General features: G+C 70.5%; 19 protein-coding genes. 4 read left to right on the forward strand and 15 right to left on the reverse strand.

Translation table 11 applies throughout. From position 1 onward, the window contains the following. The first annotated feature begins 1 nt into the window (after position 1). Positions 2-457 carry an aa3-type cytochrome oxidase subunit IV gene (gene ctaF / locus ACU5E9_RS09895; protein ID WP_456813424.1) on the forward strand — a complete coding sequence of 152 codons (456 nt, stop codon included), beginning with the start codon at positions 2-4 and terminating at the stop codon, positions 455-457. Positions 458-480: 23 nt separating this feature from the next. On the opposite strand, the gene ACU5E9_RS09900 is transcribed toward ctaF, so the two are convergent. From ACU5E9_RS09900 to ACU5E9_RS09925, 6 genes are read right to left on the reverse strand one after another with little or no spacing between them, the layout of a single operon-like run. After that, on the reverse strand, positions 481-1374 hold the full coding sequence (locus tag ACU5E9_RS09900) for an alpha/beta hydrolase fold domain-containing protein (RefSeq protein ID WP_456813425.1): 894 nt from the start codon (positions 1372-1374) through the stop codon (positions 481-483). 52 nt (positions 1375-1426) lie between these two features. Continuing rightward, the gene (locus ACU5E9_RS09905; protein ID WP_456813426.1) at positions 1427-2998 is read right to left on the reverse strand and encodes a carboxyl transferase domain-containing protein; all 1572 of its coding nucleotides are present in this window, start codon (positions 2996-2998) and stop codon (positions 1427-1429) included. Further along, on the reverse strand, positions 2995-4200 hold the full coding sequence (locus tag ACU5E9_RS09910) for a CaiB/BaiF CoA transferase family protein (protein WP_456813427.1): 1206 nt from the start codon (positions 4198-4200) through the stop codon (positions 2995-2997). The genes ACU5E9_RS09905 and ACU5E9_RS09910 overlap by 4 nt, the downstream gene beginning before the upstream one ends. Further along, positions 4197-5447: a DUF3500 domain-containing protein gene (locus ACU5E9_RS09915; protein WP_456813428.1), complete on the reverse strand. Its 1251-nt coding sequence runs from the start codon at positions 5445-5447 to the stop codon at positions 4197-4199. The genes ACU5E9_RS09910 and ACU5E9_RS09915 overlap by 4 nt, the downstream gene beginning before the upstream one ends. Further along, positions 5434-7128, reverse strand: a complete 1695-nt coding sequence (locus ACU5E9_RS09920) for an FAD-dependent monooxygenase (RefSeq protein ID WP_456813429.1) — start codon at positions 7126-7128, stop codon at positions 5434-5436. The genes ACU5E9_RS09915 and ACU5E9_RS09920 overlap by 14 nt, the downstream gene beginning before the upstream one ends. 2 nt (positions 7129-7130) lie before the next feature. Further along, positions 7131-7976, reverse strand: a complete 846-nt coding sequence (locus tag ACU5E9_RS09925; protein ID WP_456813430.1) for a fumarylacetoacetate hydrolase family protein — start codon at positions 7974-7976, stop codon at positions 7131-7133. Positions 7977-8303: 327 nt separating this feature from the next. On the opposite strand from ACU5E9_RS09925, the gene ACU5E9_RS09930 reads away from it, so the two are divergent. Continuing rightward, entirely contained in the window at positions 8304-10031 is a 1728-nt protein-coding gene (locus ACU5E9_RS09930) for a DUF222 domain-containing protein (RefSeq protein ID WP_456813431.1), read from the forward strand. A gap of 23 nt (positions 10032-10054) precedes the next feature. Here the strand turns inward: ACU5E9_RS09930 and pcaDC are convergent, their stop codons facing one another. The 6 genes from pcaDC to ACU5E9_RS09960 form a co-directional block, all read right to left on the reverse strand. After that, positions 10055-11251, reverse strand: a complete 1197-nt coding sequence (pcaDC, locus tag ACU5E9_RS09935; protein ID WP_456813432.1) for a bifunctional 3-oxoadipate enol-lactonase/4-carboxymuconolactone decarboxylase PcaDC — start codon at positions 11249-11251, stop codon at positions 10055-10057. After that, positions 11248-12447 carry a lyase family protein gene (locus ACU5E9_RS09940; protein ID WP_456813433.1) on the reverse strand — a complete coding sequence of 400 codons (1200 nt, stop codon included), beginning with the start codon at positions 12445-12447 and terminating at the stop codon, positions 11248-11250. Before ACU5E9_RS09940 ends, pcaDC begins: the two co-directional genes overlap by 4 nt. A gap of 4 nt (positions 12448-12451) precedes the next feature. Then, positions 12452-13036, reverse strand: a complete 585-nt coding sequence (pcaG, locus tag ACU5E9_RS09945; RefSeq protein ID WP_456813434.1) for a protocatechuate 3,4-dioxygenase subunit alpha — start codon at positions 13034-13036, stop codon at positions 12452-12454. Next, positions 13029-13805, reverse strand: a complete 777-nt coding sequence (gene pcaH / locus ACU5E9_RS09950; RefSeq protein WP_456813435.1) for a protocatechuate 3,4-dioxygenase subunit beta — start codon at positions 13803-13805, stop codon at positions 13029-13031. Before pcaH ends, pcaG begins: the two co-directional genes overlap by 8 nt. After that, complete coding sequence (locus ACU5E9_RS09955) at positions 13802-14992, reverse strand: 4-hydroxybenzoate 3-monooxygenase (RefSeq protein ID WP_456813436.1); 1191 nt, start codon at positions 14990-14992, stop codon at positions 13802-13804. Before ACU5E9_RS09955 ends, pcaH begins: the two co-directional genes overlap by 4 nt. 123 nt (positions 14993-15115) lie before the next feature. Further along, entirely contained in the window at positions 15116-15727 is a 612-nt protein-coding gene (locus ACU5E9_RS09960; RefSeq protein WP_456813437.1) for a TetR/AcrR family transcriptional regulator, read from the reverse strand. 327 nt (positions 15728-16054) lie between these two features. On the opposite strand from ACU5E9_RS09960, the gene ACU5E9_RS09965 reads away from it, so the two are divergent. Beyond that, the gene (locus tag ACU5E9_RS09965; protein ID WP_456813438.1) at positions 16055-18223 is read left to right on the forward strand and encodes a family 78 glycoside hydrolase catalytic domain; all 2169 of its coding nucleotides are present in this window, start codon (positions 16055-16057) and stop codon (positions 18221-18223) included. Positions 18224-18303: 80 nt separating this feature from the next. On the opposite strand, the gene ACU5E9_RS09970 is transcribed toward ACU5E9_RS09965, so the two are convergent. The 3 genes from ACU5E9_RS09970 to ACU5E9_RS09980 form a co-directional block, all read right to left on the reverse strand. Next, positions 18304-18945, reverse strand: coding sequence for a class II aldolase/adducin family protein (locus ACU5E9_RS09970; RefSeq protein WP_456813439.1), 642 nt, complete (start codon positions 18943-18945; stop codon positions 18304-18306). 98 nt (positions 18946-19043) lie between these two features. Further along, the gene (locus ACU5E9_RS09975) at positions 19044-19880 is read right to left on the reverse strand and encodes an MBL fold metallo-hydrolase (protein ID WP_456813440.1); all 837 of its coding nucleotides are present in this window, start codon (positions 19878-19880) and stop codon (positions 19044-19046) included. A gap of 62 nt (positions 19881-19942) precedes the next feature. After that, complete coding sequence (locus ACU5E9_RS09980; RefSeq protein WP_456813441.1) at positions 19943-20188, reverse strand: hypothetical protein; 246 nt, start codon at positions 20186-20188, stop codon at positions 19943-19945. 175 nt (positions 20189-20363) lie between these two features. On the opposite strand from ACU5E9_RS09980, the gene ACU5E9_RS09985 reads away from it, so the two are divergent. Continuing rightward, on the forward strand, positions 20364-20708 hold the full coding sequence (locus tag ACU5E9_RS09985; RefSeq protein ID WP_456813442.1) for an HIRAN domain-containing protein: 345 nt from the start codon (positions 20364-20366) through the stop codon (positions 20706-20708). Positions 20709-20715: the final 7 nt, after the last annotated feature.

Below are 20715 nucleotides of genomic sequence, written 5' to 3' on the forward strand. Positions count from 1 at the left end.
CATGAGAGCCAACGTCATCCTCTTCTGGATCCTCACCGGATTCTTCGTGCTCGCCGGCATCACCTACACGGTGTGGAGCCTGATCTTCAACGCGCAGCAGCTGGCGACCCAGTCCGTGACCGGCCCCGGCACGCCGATCGAGTGGGTGGGCACGGTCGCCCTCGGGCTCTGCGCCGTGCTCTCGGCCTTCATCGCGTTCTACCTCAGCCGGGTGCACCGGGCCCAGGGCGGGGAACTCCCCGAGGACAGAATCACTGCCAACATCGACGACGGCGACCCCGAAATGGGGTTCTTCAGCCCGTACAGCTGGTGGCCCATCATCCTCGCCGCGTCAGCCGCCCTGCTCTTCCTCGGGCTAGCCGTGGGCATCTGGATCTCCATCATCGGCGTGTGCGTCGGCGCCATCGCCCTGGTCGGGTGGACCTACGAGTACTACCGCGGCCTCTTCGCCCGCTGACCTGCCCGAGCGTCAGGGCGGCGTCAGGCCTTCAGCGTCGCCGTGAAGAACCGCTCGATGACCGGGAACGAGGCGGAGGTGTCGAGGTCCCGGTCGGAGGTGCTGCGCACCTCGGCCGTGGCGCTCGGCTGTGCTTCGAGGCGGCCGGAGTCCAGCGGCGGGCCGCCGGGCACCTCGTTGACACCGGCGGGGTTGAGGAACCCGTGCCCGAAGCCCTCGATCAGGTAGAGGGTGGCGTCGGCGCCGCCGGCGACCAGCGCGTCGTACAGGGCGATGCTCTGGCTGGCCGGCACGAGCGGGTCGGCCGCGCCGTGCATGATCAGGAACGGCGGAGCGTCGCTCACTCGCTGCCGGGCCGGACTGGCTTGCACCGCACGCTCCATATGCTCGGCCGGGGCTCCGCCGAGGAGCCCGGCGGTGGGCGGGTTGTCCTGGTCGGCGGCGAGCAGGTCGGCCGCGCCGTAGCCGTCCATTACGGCCTGCACACCGGCGTCGACGGTGCTGGGCTGTTCGCCGCCGAGGGTCGGCACCGCACCGAGCAACCCGGCGAGCGCGGCGAGGTGCCCGCCGGCCGATGACCCCCACAGGCCGATCGCATCGGACTGGATGCCGTACTCGTCGGCGTGCGTGCGCAGCCAGCGGATGGCGGCCCGCACGTCGAACAACGGCTGCGGGAACGGCGCCGTGCCGGAGAGCGTGTAGTCGATGCTCACCATCACGAAGCCGGACCCGGCGAAGAATCGTTCAAAGTCTGGCCGCCAGGTGCGGTCGCCCATCCGCCAGGCGCCGCCGTGCAGCCAGATGATCGCCGGCAGCCGGCCCGCCGCCGCGGGGCGCACGATGTCGAGCACCAGCCCGGGGGCGAACTCGAGGTCGAGGTGCGCCGTGACGGCGGTTCCTTCGGTGTGCAGTGGCATTGCTGACTCTTCCTGGTTGACGGCTCGTTCGACGCTGAACATCCGGCCCGTCCTAGCCGGCCGGGTCCGGTGCACTGGCTGGGCTCCGGCTGATCGCGCGGTAGCGCTCCCGCCGGCGGCGCAACCGCTCATCGCCGGGCAGCGAGCGGAGCGCCGGGAGCAGCTGTTCGATGGTGGCGCCGACCCGCCGGCTGAAGTCGGCCGGCTCCGCCGCCGCATCCGGATGCTCGGGAACGATCCAGTCGACGATTCCGGCGTCCCGCAGGGCGACGGCGCCGATCCGCTGCGATTCGGCCATCTCGGCGGCGTGGCTGGTGTCGCCGTGGATGATGGCGCTGGCTCCCTCCGGCGGAAGCGGCGCGAGCCAGGCGTGCTGGCTGGCGATGGTGAGGTCGCTCGGCAGCAGCGCGAGCGCACCGCCGCCGGTTCCCTCGCCGAGCAGCACGGCGACGGTGGGCGCGGGGTGGGTGACCAGGCCCTCGAGGGTGCGGGCGATCTCGCCGGCGAGGCCGCCCTCCTCCGCCTCCTTGGACAGCGCGGCACCGGGGGTGTCGATGATCGTGACCAGGGGCAGGCCGAGCTCGGCCGACAGCCGCTGGCCACGCTGGGCCTGCCGCAGGGCGGCCGGGCCCCAGGGGCTGCCGGAGCGTTGGGCGTGCCGGTCCTGGCCCACCACCACACACGGGATGCTGCCGAACCGGGCGATCGCGAGCAACAACCCGTCGCTCGACTCGCCCTGGCCGGTGCCGCTGAGGTGCACGACGTCGGTCGCGGCATAGCGCAGCACACTCCGCACGCCCGGCCGGGCGCGGTCGCGGCTGCTGCGGATGGACTCGGCGGCGCTGATCGCGGGCCCACGGTAGGGCTCGAGTGACGCATCCGCTGCCCGGTTATCGGCACTCGTCGGCGCGAGCAGGGTGCCGAGGATCCGGGCGATGAAGCCGGGCAGCCGGCCGGGCGGCAGCACCCCGTCGATCACGCCGTGCCGGTAGAGGTTTTCGGCGGTCTGCACGCCATCGGGGAAGGGCTCGCCGTAGATGGCCGCATAGACCCGGGGGCCGAGGAAGCCGAGTAGGGCGCCCGGTTCGGCGACCGTGACGTGGCCGAGCGAGCCCCAGCTCGCCATCACCCCGCCGGTGGTGGGGTGGCGGAGGTACACCAGGTAGGGCAGGCCGGCCCGCTTGTGCGCGGCGATCGCGGCCGTGATGCCCACCATCGCGACGAAGGCTGGCGTGCCCTCCTGCATCCGGGTGCCGCCGGAGGCCGGACCGGACAGCAGCGGGATGCGCTCCCGGGTGGCGCGTTCGATGGCGGTGATGAGTCGTTCGGCGGCGTCGATGCCGATGGAGCCGCCGAGGAAGGCGAACTCGCTGACGATCAGGGCCACCCGGTGGCCGCCGACCCGGCACTCGCCGGTGATCACCGACTCATCGGTGCCGCTCTTGGCGCGGGCCCGGTCGAGGTCGGCGGCGTACGGCTCGGCCCGCGTGCGCGGGGTGATGGGCTCGTCCCAGGACTGGAAGGTCCCCTCGTCCCCGACGAGCCCGATCAGCTGTGTTGCCGAAAGCCGTGTTGCCGAAAGCGGTGTTGCCGAGCGCGGGGCGGCCGAGCGCGTTTCCGTCACGAGGCCTCCTTCGTTTGCCTGGCCGCCATTCTCTCGCGGATGGCCGGGCCGTGCTGGTCCAGCGTCGGCGGTGCGCGGTGGCCACGGAAGGTGACCTCCTCCTCGGCGTTGCCCGGCTCGCCGAAGAAGCGCAGCGGCGGTCCGGGCAGGGTGAGCGGGCCGAGGCTGGAATGCTCGACGTCGATGAGCAGGCCCTGCGAGGCCACCTGGTCCCAGGCGTAGACCTCGTCGAGGGTGCGCACCTTGCCGGCCGGGATCCCGGCCGCCTCAAGTGCGACGAGCAACTCCGCCGAGCCGTAGGCCGAGAAGGCCTCCTCCACGACGGTGATGACCCGGGCCCGGTTCGCCACCCGGTCGGCGTTGGTGGCCAGGCCAGGGGCGGCCGGGTCGATGCCGAACCGGGCGCAGAACTTCTGCCAGAGCGCGGGGCTGCCCACGCTGATCTGCACCGAGCCATCGGCGCAGGCGAACAGGCCGTACGGCGCGATCGACGGATGGTGGTTGCCCTGCGCCAGCGGGGTCTGGCCCGCCACGGTCTGCCGGGTGCCCTGGAAGGCGTGCACCCCGACGAGCGCGGAGAGCAGCGACGCCCGCACCACGCCGCCGCGGCCGGTGGACTCGCGTTCGTAGAGTGCGGACACGACACCGAAGGCCCCGTAGATGCCCGAGAGCAGGTCGCCGATCGGCACGCCCACCCGTTGCGGGTCATCCGGCCCTGAGCCCGTGATCGACATGATGCCGGCCTCGCCCTGGGCGATCTGGTCGTAACCGGCGCGGCCGCCCTCCGGGCCGTCGTGGCCGAAGCCGGTGATCGAGAGGATCACCAGGCGCGGGTTCATGGTGAGCAGGCGGTCGGTGGAGTAGCCGAGCCGGTCCATCACGCCGGTGCGGAAATTCTCGATCAGCACGTCGGCGTCACCGATCAGGGCGTCGAGCACGAGCCTGTCGTCGGCGGACTTCAGGTCGAGTGCGATCGACTCCTTGTTGCGGTTGCAGGAGAGGAAGTAGGTGGATTCCAGTGCGTCGGATTCACCGACGAAGGGCGGACCCCAGCCGCGGGTGTCGTCGCCCGTGCCCGGGGTTTCCACCTTGATCACGCGGGCGCCGAGGTCGCCGAGCATCATTCCGGCCTGCGGTCCGGCGAGGGCCCGACTGAGATCGAGCACCACGATGCCGGCCAGCTGGCCGTCCGCGCGGTTCACGATGCGACCTCGCCGGGCGGGCCGCCGGGCGGGCCGCTGAGCAGTCCACCGTAGTCGCCGCCGTTGGGGGTGCGCACACCGGTGTGCACGTGGAACCGGGCCGGGGTGCGGTTGTTCAGGAAGACCCCGCAGTGGTGGTCGAGTTCGAGCAGGAGAACCGGGCTCTGGATGCGGAAGTAGAACGGGTCGTCGTCGGCCCAGCCGCCGATCCAGGAGAACCAGGTCTCGTCGTACCGGGCCGTGACCTCGCCCAGCCTGCTCGCCAGCACGCCGGCGGGAAGGTGGTCGAGGAACGCGGCGACGAGGCCGCTGACCTGCTCCTGGTCGGCCGGGCCGAGCTCGGTCACACGGATGCCCTCCAGCGGGATCACCCGGTTGTCCTGGAAGCATCCGCCCAGGTGGCGTTCGTCGCCGGGATGCAGACGCCCGGCGGGCATCGCCGGGTCGACCATGTCGGCGTAGACCTGCGCGGCCTGCTGCTGCGCGGGGGCGAGCCCGGTCATCAGCGCCCGGGCCCGATCGATCCGGTCGCGGAAGACGTCGACCGGCCCGACCGGGCTGTCGAGGATCGTGGACGGTTCGGCGCCGAGAAAGACCGGTGAGACCACCATCCGGTCGCCCTCGACGACGCAGTTGAGGCCGAGGTGATGGCCGAACAGCTGCCATCCCCACGGCTGCGTGGCCGACGGGGTGCCGTAGAGGGCGATGTTGTAGCTGCACTCGTTCATGATCGCGGGCAGGCCGATGACATCGCCGAGGTAGCCGTTGATCCACATCAGGGTGCGCACGCGCTCGTAGCCGACGTCGCTCAGGCTGGCGCGCACCAGGGCGAGGGCCAGGTCGCGCTGGCGCGGCTCGAGGTCTTCGAGGCGCAGCCCGGTGTCGTGCTGCAGGAATTCGGGGTTGGCCCAGGACCGCCACTCGTGTGCGCGGAGCGGGTAGGTGAGGGCGGCCCACTCTGCGCCGGAGAGGGCGGCGAGCAGGTTCCCGGCGGCGTCGACCATCGCGGCGGTCGGGGCGCCGGCGCCCGGTTCGGGCAGCACGGCGGGCTGGGCGATGATGGTGCCGTCGGTGCTGATCCCCCGGTAGGGCTCCGGGTATTTGGTGGCCCAGTCGATGATCATCGGCCCGGCGAACGGGTCGCTCTTCACGACCTCGGCGTATTCGCGGTAGCTGAGCCCGCGGAAGCCGCTGATGCGCGGGTCGTTTTCGGGAAACAGGTGCTCGCGGAAGTCAGTCGCGACCATGGGCGGCCACCTCTTCCCGCTGGTCGGCGGCAGCCGCGACCGGGTGGTGCCCGGCGGCGACGGCGAGGGCCGTGGCGATCGCGGCGGGGTCGACGCCCCGCCAGGCGACATGCTGGTCGGGTCGCACGAGCACGGCGGAGGCTTGCCAGTCCACGTGGGTGTGGGCGGCGAAGTCGAGGGTCAGCACCCGCACCGGGATGCCGGAGTCCGCCTCCGCGGCGGCTGCAGCGTGGGCGAACGCGTCGGCGGTAGGAGCGGCGGCGTCCACGAGCAGCGTGAACCAGGGCCCGAGCGCATCGTAGAGCGAGTCGGCGCCGAGCCAGGTGTGCGGCAGCAGGCTGCCCGGGCGGGTGGCGGCCACGTAGCGAATCGGGTCCTCGGGCGGGATCGGGGACCCGTCGTCGACGACGATCGGGGACCCGGGGTACTGGTAGCCGAGCACCAGCCCGAGCGAGCTGAATTCGCTGCGTTTCACCTCGAGGTCGAACGCGATCGCGGCGCGGGCCTCGGCTCCGGCCGGGGAATCCTCGTCGAGCACGGCGTGGGCGAAGTCGGAGGCGAGCATCCGGCCGTTGGAGGCGGCGTCCGCGATGGTGCGTGCCGCGATCGGCCGACGTTCGGCCTCGTAGCTGGCGAGCAGGTGCTCCCCCGCCCAGCCGGCCTGCACTGCAGCGATCTTCCAGGCCAGGTTGGCGGCGTCGCCGACACAGGTGTTGAACCCGTGTCCGCCCCAGGGCGGGTTGAGGTGCGCCGCATCGCCGATGAGGTGCGCGCCGTCGCGGCCGTAACTGCCGGCCAGGAGCATCCGGGCCGTCCACCGATCGGTGGCGATCACGTCAACGTCCACGTCGGTGCCGGTGAGTTTCCGCACCAGGTCGTGCGGGTCGGGGTTGGCGTCGAGGTCGACGTTCTGGATGATCACCCACCAGGTGGAGGCCAGGTCCATCCGGCCGATCATGCCGGCGGCGGAGGGGGTCAGCACCCAGTACTGCACCGCGGGGTCGAGGGTGACCAGGCCGGCCAGCGCCTCGGAGCGGAACAGGAAGTTGAAGTTCGACTTTGCCGCGGAGCCGCCCTCGAGACGGATGCCGAGGCCACGGCGCACGATCGAGGAGCCGCCGTCGGCGCCCACCAGGTGGTCGCAGGTGATCCACTTCGTGGCTCCCGTCTCATCGGCCACCAGCGCGCGCGGTCGCCGACCGGGCGCGACGTCGATCTCGACGAGGCTGATGCCGGTGAACAGCTCCGCGAGGCTCGCGCCGGCCACACCGCTGCGCAACACCTCCTCGACGACGGGCTGGGAGACCTGCTGGCCGCCTTCGGGCTGCAACTCGTAGCGGTGGCGGTCCACCTGGAAGGCGTTGCGGAACCGCTTGAGCTCGTAACCGGTGAGGCTCGAGCAGAAGATCACATCCTCCGAGTACTCCGCCGACAGTGGTGCGGCCTCGCGCAGCGGATCGGCCAGGCCGATCCTGCGCAGGTGGCTCATCGTGCGGGCGTTCGTGGTCTTCGCCTTGGGCCGGGTCGGGTCGACCGCGAGCCGCGGCTCGATGACGAGGCTGGCGACGCCGCGGGAGTCGAGGTCGAGAGCAAGGAAGAGCCCACTCGGGCCACCCCCGCAGACCAGCACCGGAACGGAATCGGGCAGCGAATGCACATCCGCCCTCTCGGTGACGGTCATGGTCAGGCCCGCGCCCGGTCGGCGGTGGCCGAGATCGGGGTGGTGAGCGTGCCGAGGCGGTCGATCTCGACCTCCACAGTGTCGCCGGGCTGGAGCAGCCACGGCGGGGTGCGCACGTAGCCGACGCCCTCCGGGGTGCCCGAGACGAGAACGTCGCCGGGGTGCAGGGTGAAGGTCTCGCTGATCAGCGAGAGGATGGCGCCGACCGTGAAGATCATGTCGCGGGTGTTGCCGTTCTGCACTTCGATGCCGTTCACCCGGGTGCGCACCTGCAGCCCGTCGCGCAGGTCGCCGACCTCGTCGCGACTGACCAGCGGGCCCATCGGGCCGGAGAAGTCGCCGTTCTTGCCGAGGGTCCACTGGGCGGTGAGCTTCTGCGCGCGCCGGGAGGTGAGGTCGTTGAAGGTGGCGTAGCCGAAGACGGCGGATGTGGCGGTGTCGGCATCCGCGGACTCGATGCGGCGGCCGACGACGGCCGCTACTTCGCCTTCCCAGTCGAGGCCGGCCTCACCGGCGGGAACGGGGGCTGCGACGCCGCCCACGCTGAGCGATGCGGTCCAGCGGCCGAAGAGGGTGGGGTACTCGGGAACGGCGAAGGATCCCTCGGCCGCGTGGGCCTTGTAGTTCAGGCCGACGCAGATCACCCGGGCACTCGCGGGGACGAGGGGGACCTCGCGCACCTCGCTGCGGAGGAGGCGGGTGCCGGTGGTGGATGCGGCGCGCTCCTGCCAGCCGAACGGGTCGCTCCAGAATTCGTCGAGGGTGGTGATCGGGGTCACGTGGTCCCCATCGATGAGGCCGATCCTGGCCTGGTGATCGTCATCGGCGGCGATGCCCATGAATTTCATGTCACGTCCTTCTCGTCTGTGTTCCGCGGCGTTGCGGTGCCGACGGGCCCCAGGCTGTTCGTGCGAAGCGCGGGCCGGCCGACATCATTCAGAGTGATTGACCCGCCGCGCACCACGAACCGCGATTCCATTGGTTGGGAGAATCCCCGCCCCGTGTGCCGCCCAACCGCCCTGTCCGCCGCTCTCCGCGCGCAACTGTTCCCGCTGCGGACAAGTGGTCCCGGCACACCGGGACCACTTGTCCGATTAGGTAGCAGTTGCGATATTGACGTGTGGATAATGTGATGTTTCCTCACATATATCTCTTATTCGTGAGAGAATGTAGGTATGGACGACGACCTGGCAGGTGGTTCCACAGCAGCGACGGGAGGCACTCCCGCCGCTCAGCCGGCGGCGGACTGGAACACCAGCCTCGCCGTCCCAGCGCCCGCTGCTTCGACGCCGCTCGGCGCGAGTGGTGGCGGCACTTCCGACCTCTCCGACACCGGCTTTACCGTCCCGAAGGCTCCGAAACACAGAAAGCCACAGCCCGAGTGGCGGGAGCCGGACGAGCTTCCCGCGGTGCAGCAGGCGCGCACCGGGGCCTTCGGCGAGAAGCTCAGCGCCCTCTCCGACGCGGCACGCACGGTGCAAGCCGTGATGGCGTCAATCGATGCCGGCGGGCTCAGCGACGCGGAAGCGGTCGCGCTGACCCAGACCGTCGAGCGGATCGGCCGCCCGGTGGACGCGGCCCGCGTCACCACGGCCTCGACGATCAGCGACCGCGGCCACCGGGGCCTGGGCACCGAGTCGCTGGCCTGGCGGATGGGCGCCTCGCACGAGAACGAACTACTCACCCTGCTGACCCGGGCCTCGGTGCCGGAGATGAAACGGAGGGTGGCCCTCGGTGCGAAAGTCGCGCCTCGGATCGTGGTCGGCCTGGTCCGGGAACCGGTGTTCCCCATCGTGGCCGCGGCCCTGGCCGCCGGGGAACTCGGGATGGACGCGGCGGAGAACATCGTCACAGGCCTCGCCGACTTCACGGTGCACGGCCGTTTCGACGCCAACCCGGCCGATGTCGACGCCGCCGAGCGCGACCTCGTTGAGTGCGCCACCGGGTCACGCTTCGACCGCGCCACCAGTCCCGACGGACCGGTCGTGCGGCTGGGCGATTCGGACGGGTTCACCTTCACCGCCGACCGGATCCGCGAGATGACCCAGCCCTGGCAAGCCCGGCTGAACCCCGACGGGGCCGCCCCGAACGCGCCGCTCCTCGAAGCGAAATCGTCGTTCTCGTTCGGCACCAAACGCGACGGCCTCTACCCGCTCCGCGGTGGCGTCACCCCCGAGTTCAAGGGCACCATCGAAGCCCTGTTCAACACCTTCCAATCCGCCCGCTCCACCCCCAAGTTCCCCTCCGCGGAGGACCAGCTGCGTATCGAAGCCGGGGAACTGGTCCCCGGCGAAATCCTCGACGAGCGCACCGGCGGCGAGAAACGGGCCGACATCCTCCGCGGCATCCTCACCCAGGTCGCCCAGAACCCCCGCACCCCCACCATGGGCGGAATGCCACCCACCGTGATGGTGCACGTGAACGCGACCGACCTCCTCGCCGGCGTCGGCGTCGGCTGGGCCGACGGCATCGACGGGCCGGTATCAATGAAAACGGTCAACCAGATGATCGACAACGGCGGCATGCAACCCGTCTACCTCGCCACAAACGGCGCCGTCCTCGCCCTGGGCCGGAAAAGCCGGTTCTTCAACCGGGCGCAACGCCGAGCCATCACCGCCCGCGACGGCGGCTGCATCATCCCCGGCTGCACCTCGCCGCCACAATGGGCCGAAGTGCACCATGTCGTGCCCTGGTTCAAGGGTGGAAGAACCGACGTGTCCAACGGGGTGCTGCTGTGCTGGTACCACCACCACACCATCGACACCTCCGGCTGGGAGATCCGCATGGTCACAGGCGTGCCCCAAGTCAAAGCACCACACTGGATCGACCCCACCGGGAAATGGCGCAGACCCGAGAGACATCGGGCGCACGACCGCGGTCCCTCCGAGCCACAGACCGGATAGCCCGCCAGAGGCACGTCACCCTGTCAGTTGTCGGGCTTGTCCTCCTCGGCGAACACTCCGCGCATGATCGCCAGGGCGGCGTTGGCGGCGGGCAGGCCGGCGTAGAGGGCGGTGTGCAGGATCACCTCGGCGATCTCCAGCCGGCTCAGGCCGTTCCGGAGGGCCGCGCGCACGTGCATCCGCACCTCGGCCTCGTGGCCGCCGGTGACCAACGACGCCAGGGTCGCAATGCTGCGCTCCCGGCGGGACAGCTCGGGGCGGGCCCAGATCTCGCCCCACGCGTACCGGGTGATGAAGTCCTGGAAGACCTCGGTCTCCGGGGTCGCGGCCGCGCTGGCGGCGTCGACATGGGCGTCGCCGAGGACCGCGCGGCGCACCGCCATGCCGGCCTCGCGGGCATCCGCCGCGGTGGCCGGGCCTTGTCGTTCAGAGGCGCGGATCCGGCTCGCCAGCAGTTCGGCTGCCGCACCAGGTCTCTCCAGCGGCGCGAGGTGGGCGGCACCGGGGATTTCCGCGAAGGCGGCGTTCGGCAGCGCCTGGGCGAACTCCCGCATCGATGCCGTCGTGGTGACGGGATCGTGCTCGCCGCTCACGATGAGTGCGCTCACCTGGATTCCGCCCAGCGACGGGGTGCGGTCGAAGCCGCCGAGCGCCTCGCAGCAGAGCGCGTAGGACTCGTCGTCCACGTCGACCAGGTCGGTCAGGCTGCGCGCGCCGGCCTCAGAGCCGGGCGAGCCGAAGTAGCCGGGGGTGAACCAACGCCCGGCGCTGGCGGTCACCAGCGACGCGGTTCCCGACCCGCGCACCTGGGCGGCACGCTCGGCCCAGCTTTCCGCCGTCCCGATGCGTGACCCGCTGCAGAACGACGCGAACGAGAGCACACGCTGCGGATGCGCCGCCACGAGTTCCAGCGCCACCGCACCGCCGAGGGAGAGCCCGGCGATGTGGAACCGGCCGCCGCCGGCCTCGTCGACGAGGCGGAGAGTGGCATCCGCCAGCTCGGCAATGCTGAACGGGTGGTCGGCAACCGGGCTCGCACCGTGCCCGGGCAGGTCGACCGTGAGAATGCGCAAGGCCGGTACGGCGGCGGCCAGTTCGGCCACCACCCCGGCCCAGACGGCAGAGGTGGTGCCCAGCGACGGCAGCAGCACGAGCAGGCTGCTCGACGGCGCGCTCTCGGCGGCGGGGCGGATGGAGCCGAGCAGGCGGGGAACTGTCATGGGGTCTCCGGGTGGGGCAGGGATTGGAACCGCCGGATGGCGGCAGTGACGACGCGCTCCGCCGCCGCGAGCGTGAGCTCGGGGTCGTGCTGGAGGTCTGGGCTGATCGACCGGTTACGGTCGACGGCCGCCCGGTCCACGGTGAGAGCGGGCAGCATCGACGCCGCTGCGTCCGCACTCTCCAGGGCAAGGCGAACGAGCCCGCGGAACGCGGCCCATTCGGCGTGCCACTCCCCCGCCGGGCGGGCGTCTTGGGAGAGCGCTGCCGTGTGCACCGTGGCGGCGAGGCCCGCCGCGCGCAGCCCGTTCGCGTGCAGCAGCACCGCGTCCACGGGGTTGCGCTTGTGCGGCATCGCCGAGGACCCACCCGTCGCCGCGAGCCCGACCTCGCCGATCTCGGTGCGAGCCAGAAACGCGACATCGTGGCCGATCCGGCCCAGTGCCGTACCGATGAGGGCGGCGGATGCGGCGATGGCGAGGATCGGGCTGCGTTCCGTATGCCAGGACCGGCCGGGGTCGACCAGGCCGAGGTCGTCGGCGAAGGCGGCGCGCAGCTCGTCGGTGGCGCCGGCGCGGCCGGCGAGCCGGTCGATGTCTTCGCCGGTGCCGACGGCGCCGCCGAGTTGCACGGGAAAGCCGGTCGCGTCGAGGGCTGCGATGGCGCTCGTCACGCCGTCGAGCCAGCTCGCCACGGTAACGCCCACGGTGCTCTGGGCGGCGTGCTGGCCGAGGGTGCGCGCGATCGCGAGGGTGGTTTTCTCGGCTTCGGCGAGCGCCGCAAGCGCCTCCCCGGCTAGCACGAGCCGATCGCGGGACAGCGTGAGAGCCCGGTGAGCCATCAGCACGAGCGCGCTGTCGAGCACGTCCTGGCTGGTCACTCCGGCGTGCACGTGCACGCCCGACCCGGGGATTGCGGTCTCTGCCAGCGTGCGCAGTTGGGTGGCGAGCGGGATCACCGGCACCCCGCCGGCGCGGGTACCGGCGAGCAGGTCGGCCCGGTCGAGCCGGTCGGCGCGCAGGGCGTCGGCGACGATGTGGAGGTCCTCACCGGCGAGCCGACCCCAGGCACGAACGAGGGCCCGTTCCACGTCGACGAGCGCCTCGAGAACGGCGTCGTCCGACGTCGCGGCCGCACCCCCGGCGAGCGGTTCGAGCAGCCCCCAGTCGGTGGCTGCCGGGCTCACAGGCTCACCCATGCGTCTACAGCCTGACCGGGTCGGCGGCGTCGAAGTCGAGGAACACGGTTTCTCCCTCGCCCTGCAGCCGGATGTCGAACCGGTAGCTCTGCGGCGCATCCAGCACGCCGACGAGGGTGGCACGGCGGTCGTCCGGCAGGCCGGCCAACAGCGCATCCCCCGCGTTGCGGGTCTCTTCGTCGTCGAAGTAGCAGCGGGTGAAGAGGTGGTGGGTCAGCCCGCGGGCGAAGATCGTGACCAGGATGTACGGCGCGGCCTCCGGTCGCATCGGTCCGGGCTTGATGGTCGAGAAGGTGTACTCGCCGGCCCGGTTCACCGCCGCCCGGCCGAACCCGGTCACGGTGTAGCCGTCCCGGTCGAGGCTGCCGAGCGCGGCGATCACGCCGCCGTCGGCATCCGCGTGCCAGATCTCGATGATGGCGTCGGGCACAGGTTCGCCCGCCCCGTCGAAGACGGTGCCGTGCAGGCGGATAGCGTTCGGCTGCCAGGGCGCTGCGACCTCGGGGCCGCCGGGGTACGGCAGCGCGTAGCCGAAGAACGGGCCGATGGTCTGGGACGGCGTCTGGCCGAGAGGTCGCTGCTCAGACATGGTCTGCATCCTCAGGTTCCATCCAGGTCGATTTCGGGCCGGTGAGCACCACGTCCCAGTGGTAACCGATGGCCCATTCTGGCACGCTCACGTCGTGGTCGTACCGGGCGACCAGGCGCTCGCGGGCGGCCGGATCGACGATCGACTGGTAGATCGGGTCGAGGCCGAACAAGGGGTCACCCGGGAAGTACATCTGGGTGATCAGCCGCTGGGTGAAGGCGGTGCCGAAGAACGAGAAGTGGATGTGCGCCGGCCGCCAGGCGTTGCGGTGGTTCTTCCACGGGTACGCCCCGGGCTTGATGGTGGTGAGGCGGTACTCGCCGTCGTCGCCGGTGATCAGACGGCCGACGCCGGAGAAGTTGGGGTCCAGCGGCGCCGGATGCTGGTCCCGCTTGTGCTGGTACCGACCCGAGGCGTTCGCCTGCCAGATCTCCACCAGCTGGTTGCGCACCGGCCGGCCCTCGCCGTCCAGCACCCGCCCGGTCACGACGATGCGTTCGCCGAGCGGTTCCCCGGAGTGCTGGATGGTGAGGTCGTTCTCCTCGAGCGCGACATCCGTGTGCCCGAACGCCGGCGAGACCAGTTCGATCTCTTCCGGGTCCACCCGGATCAGTTCGTGGGTGGGGTGCCGGAGCACGGTGCTGCGGTAGGGCGCGAAGTCCCGCACGGCGTGCTGCGGCAGGGGGCGCTCCTTAGCGCCGTCGCGGTACGCGGCGTGAATGGCGCCGATCTCCGCGGTGACCAGGTCCTGCTCGGTCGGTGGCGTCATTTCGTCTCTCCCATGGGTAGGCCGGCGTACTGTTCGGCCAGGGTCGCCATCGCGGCGTCGGATGTGGTCACGTACTCGAGCTGGCCGACCTGGCTGCGGTAGCGGAACGCCCGCGCGTTCGCCTCGGGTTCCTCGGTGTGCACGTGCAGCATGTCGGTCATCCACTGCGAGAAGTGCTGCACCTTCCACTGCCGGGAGAGCGCCCGGGCGCTGTAGGTGGAGAGCGGGCCGTCGTCGCCGGCGCGCTGCTCCAGGATCGCCCGGCCGAGCATGGCCACGTCGGCGATTGCGGAGTTGAGTCCCTTCGCGCCGGTCGGCGGCACGATGTGGCCGGCGTCCCCGGCCAGGAAGAGCCGCCCACTCGACAGCGTGGAGGTGACGAAGGAGCGCATCGGGGTGATCGACTTCTCGGTGATCGAGCCCTCGGTGAGCGTCCAGCCCGTGACACCGAGCCGGGTCTGCAGCGCCTCCCAGATGCGGGAATCGCTCCACTCGTCGATCGACTCGGTCCGGTCGACCTGCAGGTACAGTCGGGAGACCTGCCGGGACCGCATCGAGTGCATCGCGAAGCCGTCCGGGTGCAGTGCATAGATCAGGTCATCGGTCGACGGCGGCACGTCGGCCAACACCCCGAGCCAGGCGAACGGGTACTCCCGCTCGTAGACCCGCAGTTGCGACTCCGGGATGCTCGGCCGGCAGACGCCGTGGTAGCCATCCGCTCCCACAATGAAGTCGCTGGTGGCCTCGTGCGCCACCCCGGCGGCGGTGTACCGAACCGTGGGCTCGGCGCCGTCGATGCCGCACACCGCAACATCGGCGGCTTCGAACACGATGGTGGAGCCGAGCCGCTCGTGCTCGGCGAGCATGTCGGCCACGAGGGCCTGCTGGCCGTAGACCGTCACGGTGCGCCCGACCAGCGCACGGAAGTCGACGTGGCGGCGTTCGCCCTCGTACTGCAGGTAGATCCCGCCGTGCTCCAGGCCCTTGGTGCGGAGGTTCGCCTCCAGGCCGAGCTCGGTGACGATGTCGACAGACCCCTGCTCCAGCACACCGGCCCGGATGCGCCCCAAGGCGTGCTCCCGAGTCTGGCGTTCCAGGATCACGAAGTCCACGCCAGCCTGGTGCAGGATGTGGCCGAGGAGCAGCCCGGCGGGGCCTGCTCCGATGATGGTTACGCTCGTGTGCACGCTGCCGCCTGTCGCGTCGATGGGAAGGGTAGGTCAATACTGGGGGCCCCTTCCCGGGCACGGGCGGTCCACTTCCACTGGTTGGAACAATCCGGGAAGGAACCGGCCAGAATCATGGCACGCTCAGCGCGGGCGCAGTCTCTCCCGCAGCTGCTCCGAGTAGAGGGCCACACCCGCGACGATGTCGATTCTGCCGTCGGAGAGCATCCACTGCACCTGCAGCCCATCGCTCACGGCGATGCACTCGCGGGCGAGGAGTTCGGGGTCGAGGTCACCCCGGATCTCGCCAAGCTCGACCGCCTGGCGAAAGCGCGCGGCCACCTGCGCGACGATGCCGTCATAACGCCGGCTCAGGCTGGCGTGCGCCGGGGAGCTCCGGTCGGCCGCCTCCGACATGGACAGCACGAACAGCTCGATCAGGCCGGGCTGCTCGGTGAACCTGCGGGTCGCCGCCACCATCTCATCGAGCACGGCGATCCCGGAATCCGACGCCGGCAGGGCCTCCCACCAGGCGGAGGTCTCGCTCAGCCGCCGTTCGGCGACGGCCTGTAGCAGCTGGTTCTTGCTGCGGAAGTGATGCGCAAGGCCGCTCTCGCTGATCCCGACGGCCTCGGCTACCGCGGACATCGGGGTCGCGTAGTACCCGTGCGCGCCGAACAGGCGGGTCGCCTCATCGACGATTCGCTCGCGACGGCGAACTCCCGTGGGGTAGCTCCCGGTGGCTTTCAGACCCATTCCCACAACGTAACGCATCCGATTCCAGAAAAAACAGTGGATTCGTTTTTTTAGTTATAGAGTTCCAGCTACGCGAAAGCACCCCTCCCGCTTGGGGACGATCAACCGACGAAGGACTCATTGTGAGCAGACCGGGCATCCCTGCCGACGTCACCGACCTCGCTGACGCACAGTGGATCCGTCCGGCCGAAATCCCGAACCTACCGGCGGGAAAGCGTCCCGCGTACCTCCTCCGCCACGACGTCGACCTGCCCGCCGGCGTCACCAGCGCCCGGCTCACCGCCACTGCCCACGGAATCTTCGAGGTCTTCGTCAACGGGGCGCCGCGTGGGCGAGGAAGAGCTCCTGCCCGGCTTCACCGCGTACCGCAAAAGGCTTCAGGTCTTCTCGTGGGAGGTAGCCGACGAACTCCGGGTCGGCACCAACCGAGTCGAGGTGCTGCTCAGCGACGGCTGGTTCCGGGGCCGACACGGCTTCGAACGACGCCCGGACGGCTTCGGCACCGAGACCGCGCTCCTGCTCTCCCTCCACGTGCTCGATGCGGCCGGCGCCGTGGTCACCGTCACGTCCGATGCGTCGTGGCGGTCGGCCCCGAGTCACATCACCCGCGCCGACCTGATGGATGGCCAGTCGGTCGATTTCCGGCTCCTTGACGAGGACCCGCAGTGGTCGCCCGTCGTGGCCGCCGAGGGCGGCCTCTACGCCGAGCGGTCCCGGCTCATCCCGCCGACCGCGGAGCCGGTGCGTCGCATCCAGTCCATCGAGCCGGTCTCGGTGACCTTCCCCGCCCCGGGAACGGTCGTTGTGGACTTCGGGCAGAACCTGAACGGCTGGGTGCGCCTCACCGACCTCGGCCCCCGGGACACCCGCCTGGTGCTCACCCACGGCGAGGTGGTCGATGCGGCCGGGCTGGTCAGCACCGAGAACCTGCGTGCGTTCAACTTCGGCACCGGAGAACTGCTGCCGGCCGGCCAGGTCGATGAGGTCATCTCCGCCGGTCGGGCCGGGCAGGTCTTCGAGCCCCGGCACACCACGCACGGCTTTCGGTACGTGCAGATCGACGGATGCGACGGGCTCGACCCGGCGGAGATCCGCGCGGTCGTGGTGCACTCCGACCTCGCCCGCACCGGGTCGTTCTCCTGCAGCGACGAGTCGCTCAACGCCCTGCACGAGGCCGGCGTCTGGAGCTTTCGGGGCAACGCCTGCGAGATCCCCACCGACTGCCCGCAACGCGAACGGTCCGGCTTCACCGGCGACTGGCAGGTGTTCGTGCCCACCGCGGCGTTGCTTTACGACGTGCAGGCCTTCTCCGACAAGTGGCTCGACGACCTCGCCGCCGACCAGTGGGCCGACGGCCGTGTGCCCACGGTCACGCCGAACCCGGCCGGCGACGGCCCCTCCGGCGTTGCCTTCGAAGACATGGCGGCCGGATCCGCCGGCTGGGGCGATGCTGCCGTCATCGTCCCGTGGGAACTCTGGCGGGCCTACGGCGATCTCGACGCCCTCCGCGACCGTCTGCCGTCGATGCGCGCCTGGGTCGACTACGCCGCGGAATCGGCCGCCGTTAACCGCCACCCCGACCGGATCGAACGGCGGCCCGAGGCGGCCGACTGGGAACGGTACCTGTGGGACACCGGGTTCCACTTCGGCGAATGGCTCGAGCCGGGAGTGCGGCCCAGCCCCGACCCGCGCGTCGACCACAGCATCGTCGCGACGGCGTTCCTGCATCGCTCGGCCGGGCTCGTCGCCGAGACCGCCACCCTGCTCGGCGAACCGGAGATCCAGGCGTCCTACCGCGCCATCGCCGATGGCGCCCGCGATGCCTGGCAGCGGGAGTTCCTGGCGGCCGACGGTCGGCTGGCGATCGAATCCCAGGCCCACTACGCCCGCGGCCTGGCGTTCGCGCTCTTCCCGCAGCCCGTGCGCGACGCCGCGGCCGCGCGCCTGGCCGAGCTCATCACCGAGCGGAGTGGCCACTTGGGCACCGGGTTCCTCAGCACCGGTCAGCTACTCCCCGCCCTCGCCGACCACGGGCAGCTGGGCCAGGCCTACGCGGTCCTCCAGTCTCGCGGCGTGCCGTCCTGGCTCGGCATGCTCGACGCCGGCGCCACCACGGTGTGGGAATGGTGGGACGGCGTGGACGGCGGCGCGGTGCGCGGCTCGCTCAACCACTACAGCAAGGCCGCGGTGCTGTCCTTCCTCTATACCCACGTCGCGGGCATCCGCCTCGACGAGCTCCCGGGCAGGGATGCGGCCGGCTACCGGCACGTCACCATCGCACCTCTGCCCGGCGGCGAACTGACCTGGGCACAGGCCTCCGCGCAGACACCGCAGGGCCCGATCTCCTCGTCCTGGCGGCTCACCGACGGCGCCTTCCAGCTCGACGTGGACATCCCCGAAGGCGTGCGCGCCAGCATCCGCTTGCCAGACGGATCAACCGTCGACGCCGGCGCCGGCGCCTCGTCCCACACCGTCCCCGCCCACGTACTCGCCTAACTGTTCCCCGTGCGGACAAATGCACCCGGCACACCGGGTGCACTTGTCCGCTTTGGCAACAGTTGCGGGCGAACTGGGGACTAGGGCAGGCGGGCGCCCGCCGGGATGAGGATGTCGTCGAGCACGAGGAGGTTCGGCGCGCCGAGCTGGAGGGCGCCGAACAGCACCTGGGCGTTGGCCTCGACGGCGACGGCGACCTTGAAGGCCCCGGCCACGTCTTCGCCCACCGAGATCATGCCGTGGTTGCCCCAGACCAGGGCGTTGACGTCGTCCCCCATCAGCGTGGCGCTGAGCTCGCCGAAGTCGGTGTTGGTGGAGAACTCGAACGGCATCACCTGCACCGGACCCTTGGCATAGAGCACCATGTTCAGCAGCACGGGGTCGATGGTCTTGCCGACGGCGCCGAACATGTTCGCGTACGGCGATTCGGTGTGCACGATGGCGTTCACATCCGGGCGGCGGCGGTAGTGCGCGAGGTGCACATCCGTCTCGGTCGACGGGAACAGGTCGCCCTCGATGACGACGCCGTCGTAGCCGATCACGACCATCTGGTCGGGCCGCAGCACGTCGTACCGCACACCCGACGGGGTGATCACGATCGCCTCGTGCTCCCGCAACCGGATCGAAATGTTGCCCTGGGTGTTGAAGTTCAACCCGGTACGCACCGACTCCCGGCACCAGTACAGAATCTCTTCGCGGATGGCCTGGCTTGCCCTGCTCATTGTGATCCTCACTCGATTCTGAATCGTTTCACGATGAGGTTACGTCGGATGCCGCACCGCACCCAGGGACCTTGGTCCCAGCACGCGCGAATTACCGGTCAGCCGTCCAGCTGGGCGAACCCGCGAGTGAACGCCGACTCCAGCATGACCGCGGGCCAGAGCGCGAAGAGGTCGTGGTCCTCCGGCAGGTCGTCCAGCGTCGTGCCGGCGGCCGCGCACGAGCGGATGGTGTCGGCGACCTTCTGCAACGCGGCCGTCTGGCGCACGACGAAGTCCCGGTCCACCACCGCCCCATGGCCGGGCACGATCACGTCGCCGGGCTCGATCGCCCGCAGCAGGGTCGTGAGCACGGTCGGCCAGTCCAACGGGAAACTGCCGGAGCCGAACATCGGCGGACCGGATTCCTCGATGACGTCGCCGAGCAGCCAGACCCGGCCGTCGGGGATGAAGACGGCCAGGTCGGTGTCGGTATGGCCGGGGTCGAGCGGAATCAGCTCGATCCTGCGCCCGCCCGCGACCAACACCACGGATGCAGACACCGGTGTTGCCGGTGGGGTGAGCACAACATCCGCCCAGCTCTTGTCCGGTTCCAGCGCCGGGTCGGCCTGCACGGCGGCCAGCCTGGGGCCCTCGTACTCGGCGAAGTGCCGGGGAATGCGATGGTGGCCGTGGAGCACGACCTCCGGGAGCGCCGCGAACGACTGGTTGCCGAAGGTGTGGTCATAGTGCGCGTGGGTATTGACCACGGCGACGATGGGCCGGTCGAACCGGGCGGCGACATCCCGGATCACTTCCTCGGCCTCGGCCGGGTTGTTGCGGGTGTCCACGACCGTGAGGCCGGTGGGCCCGACGATCACGACTACGGAGACGTCCATCGGGTCGTAGCGCCGTTGGAAGACACCAGGACCCGCCTCGAGCCAGCCGGAAGCGGTCATAGCTCGAGGTTAGTCCCGCCGCCGTCGGCGCCATGGCGCTGACCGTCAGTCTCGGATGATCTTCAGCCGACGCGCCGCGGGTCACTTGGACCGCCCCGCGTGCCTTTGTGTGACTCTTCGATAATTCGGACGTTACTCACGACAGCTGTTTCGGTCATGAGCAAATCAAGCGAAGTCACGAACAGTCGGGCGATGTCTTCCTGGCTTACCGCCGGGCCCGGCACGTCGACGCGGAACCCCTGGGCCTGCAGGCCGCCCGAATTCGAGAACGTAATCTCTGCATCGAAAACGGCGCGATATTCGGTCATCAGGCCATAGTAGCCAAACGGCTGATCAGCGATCGAGGAGCCGTGGGCGTGCCTGTGGCAGCCCGGAAATCGCCAGGCACCTCGAGCCAGCCGGATGCGGTCATGGCTCGAGGCTAGTCCCCGGAATCGCGCGAAAGGCGGCACGGGAACGTGCCAGGGAAATAGTCTTGCTGCCATGGGACTCTTCACCCGCAGGCCGACCGTGGCGAAACTGCCCGCCGGCACGTGGGTCAGCGTCTCCATCCAGAACCATGCGCTCCAGCTACGACAGGGCGACCAGTACTTCTGGCTCGAACGTGAACCGGACAATCCCGACGATCCGCACGCGGTGCGCGTGCGAGCGGCCGCCGGCTGGGTGGGGTATCTCGATGCCGAGGCGTCCCGGCGCTACGCGGGGCTCCTGGACCTGATCTCCGTGCCGATCCGGGTCTCCGCCCAGGTGGGCTTCGGCAAGGCCGTGATCGGCCTCGCCGAACCCGCCGTCCTGGAGGAGTGGATCCTGCGGCATCGACTCGCCTGAGCGCGCC

It is taken from the genome of Cryobacterium sp. AP23, assembly GCF_054075385.1.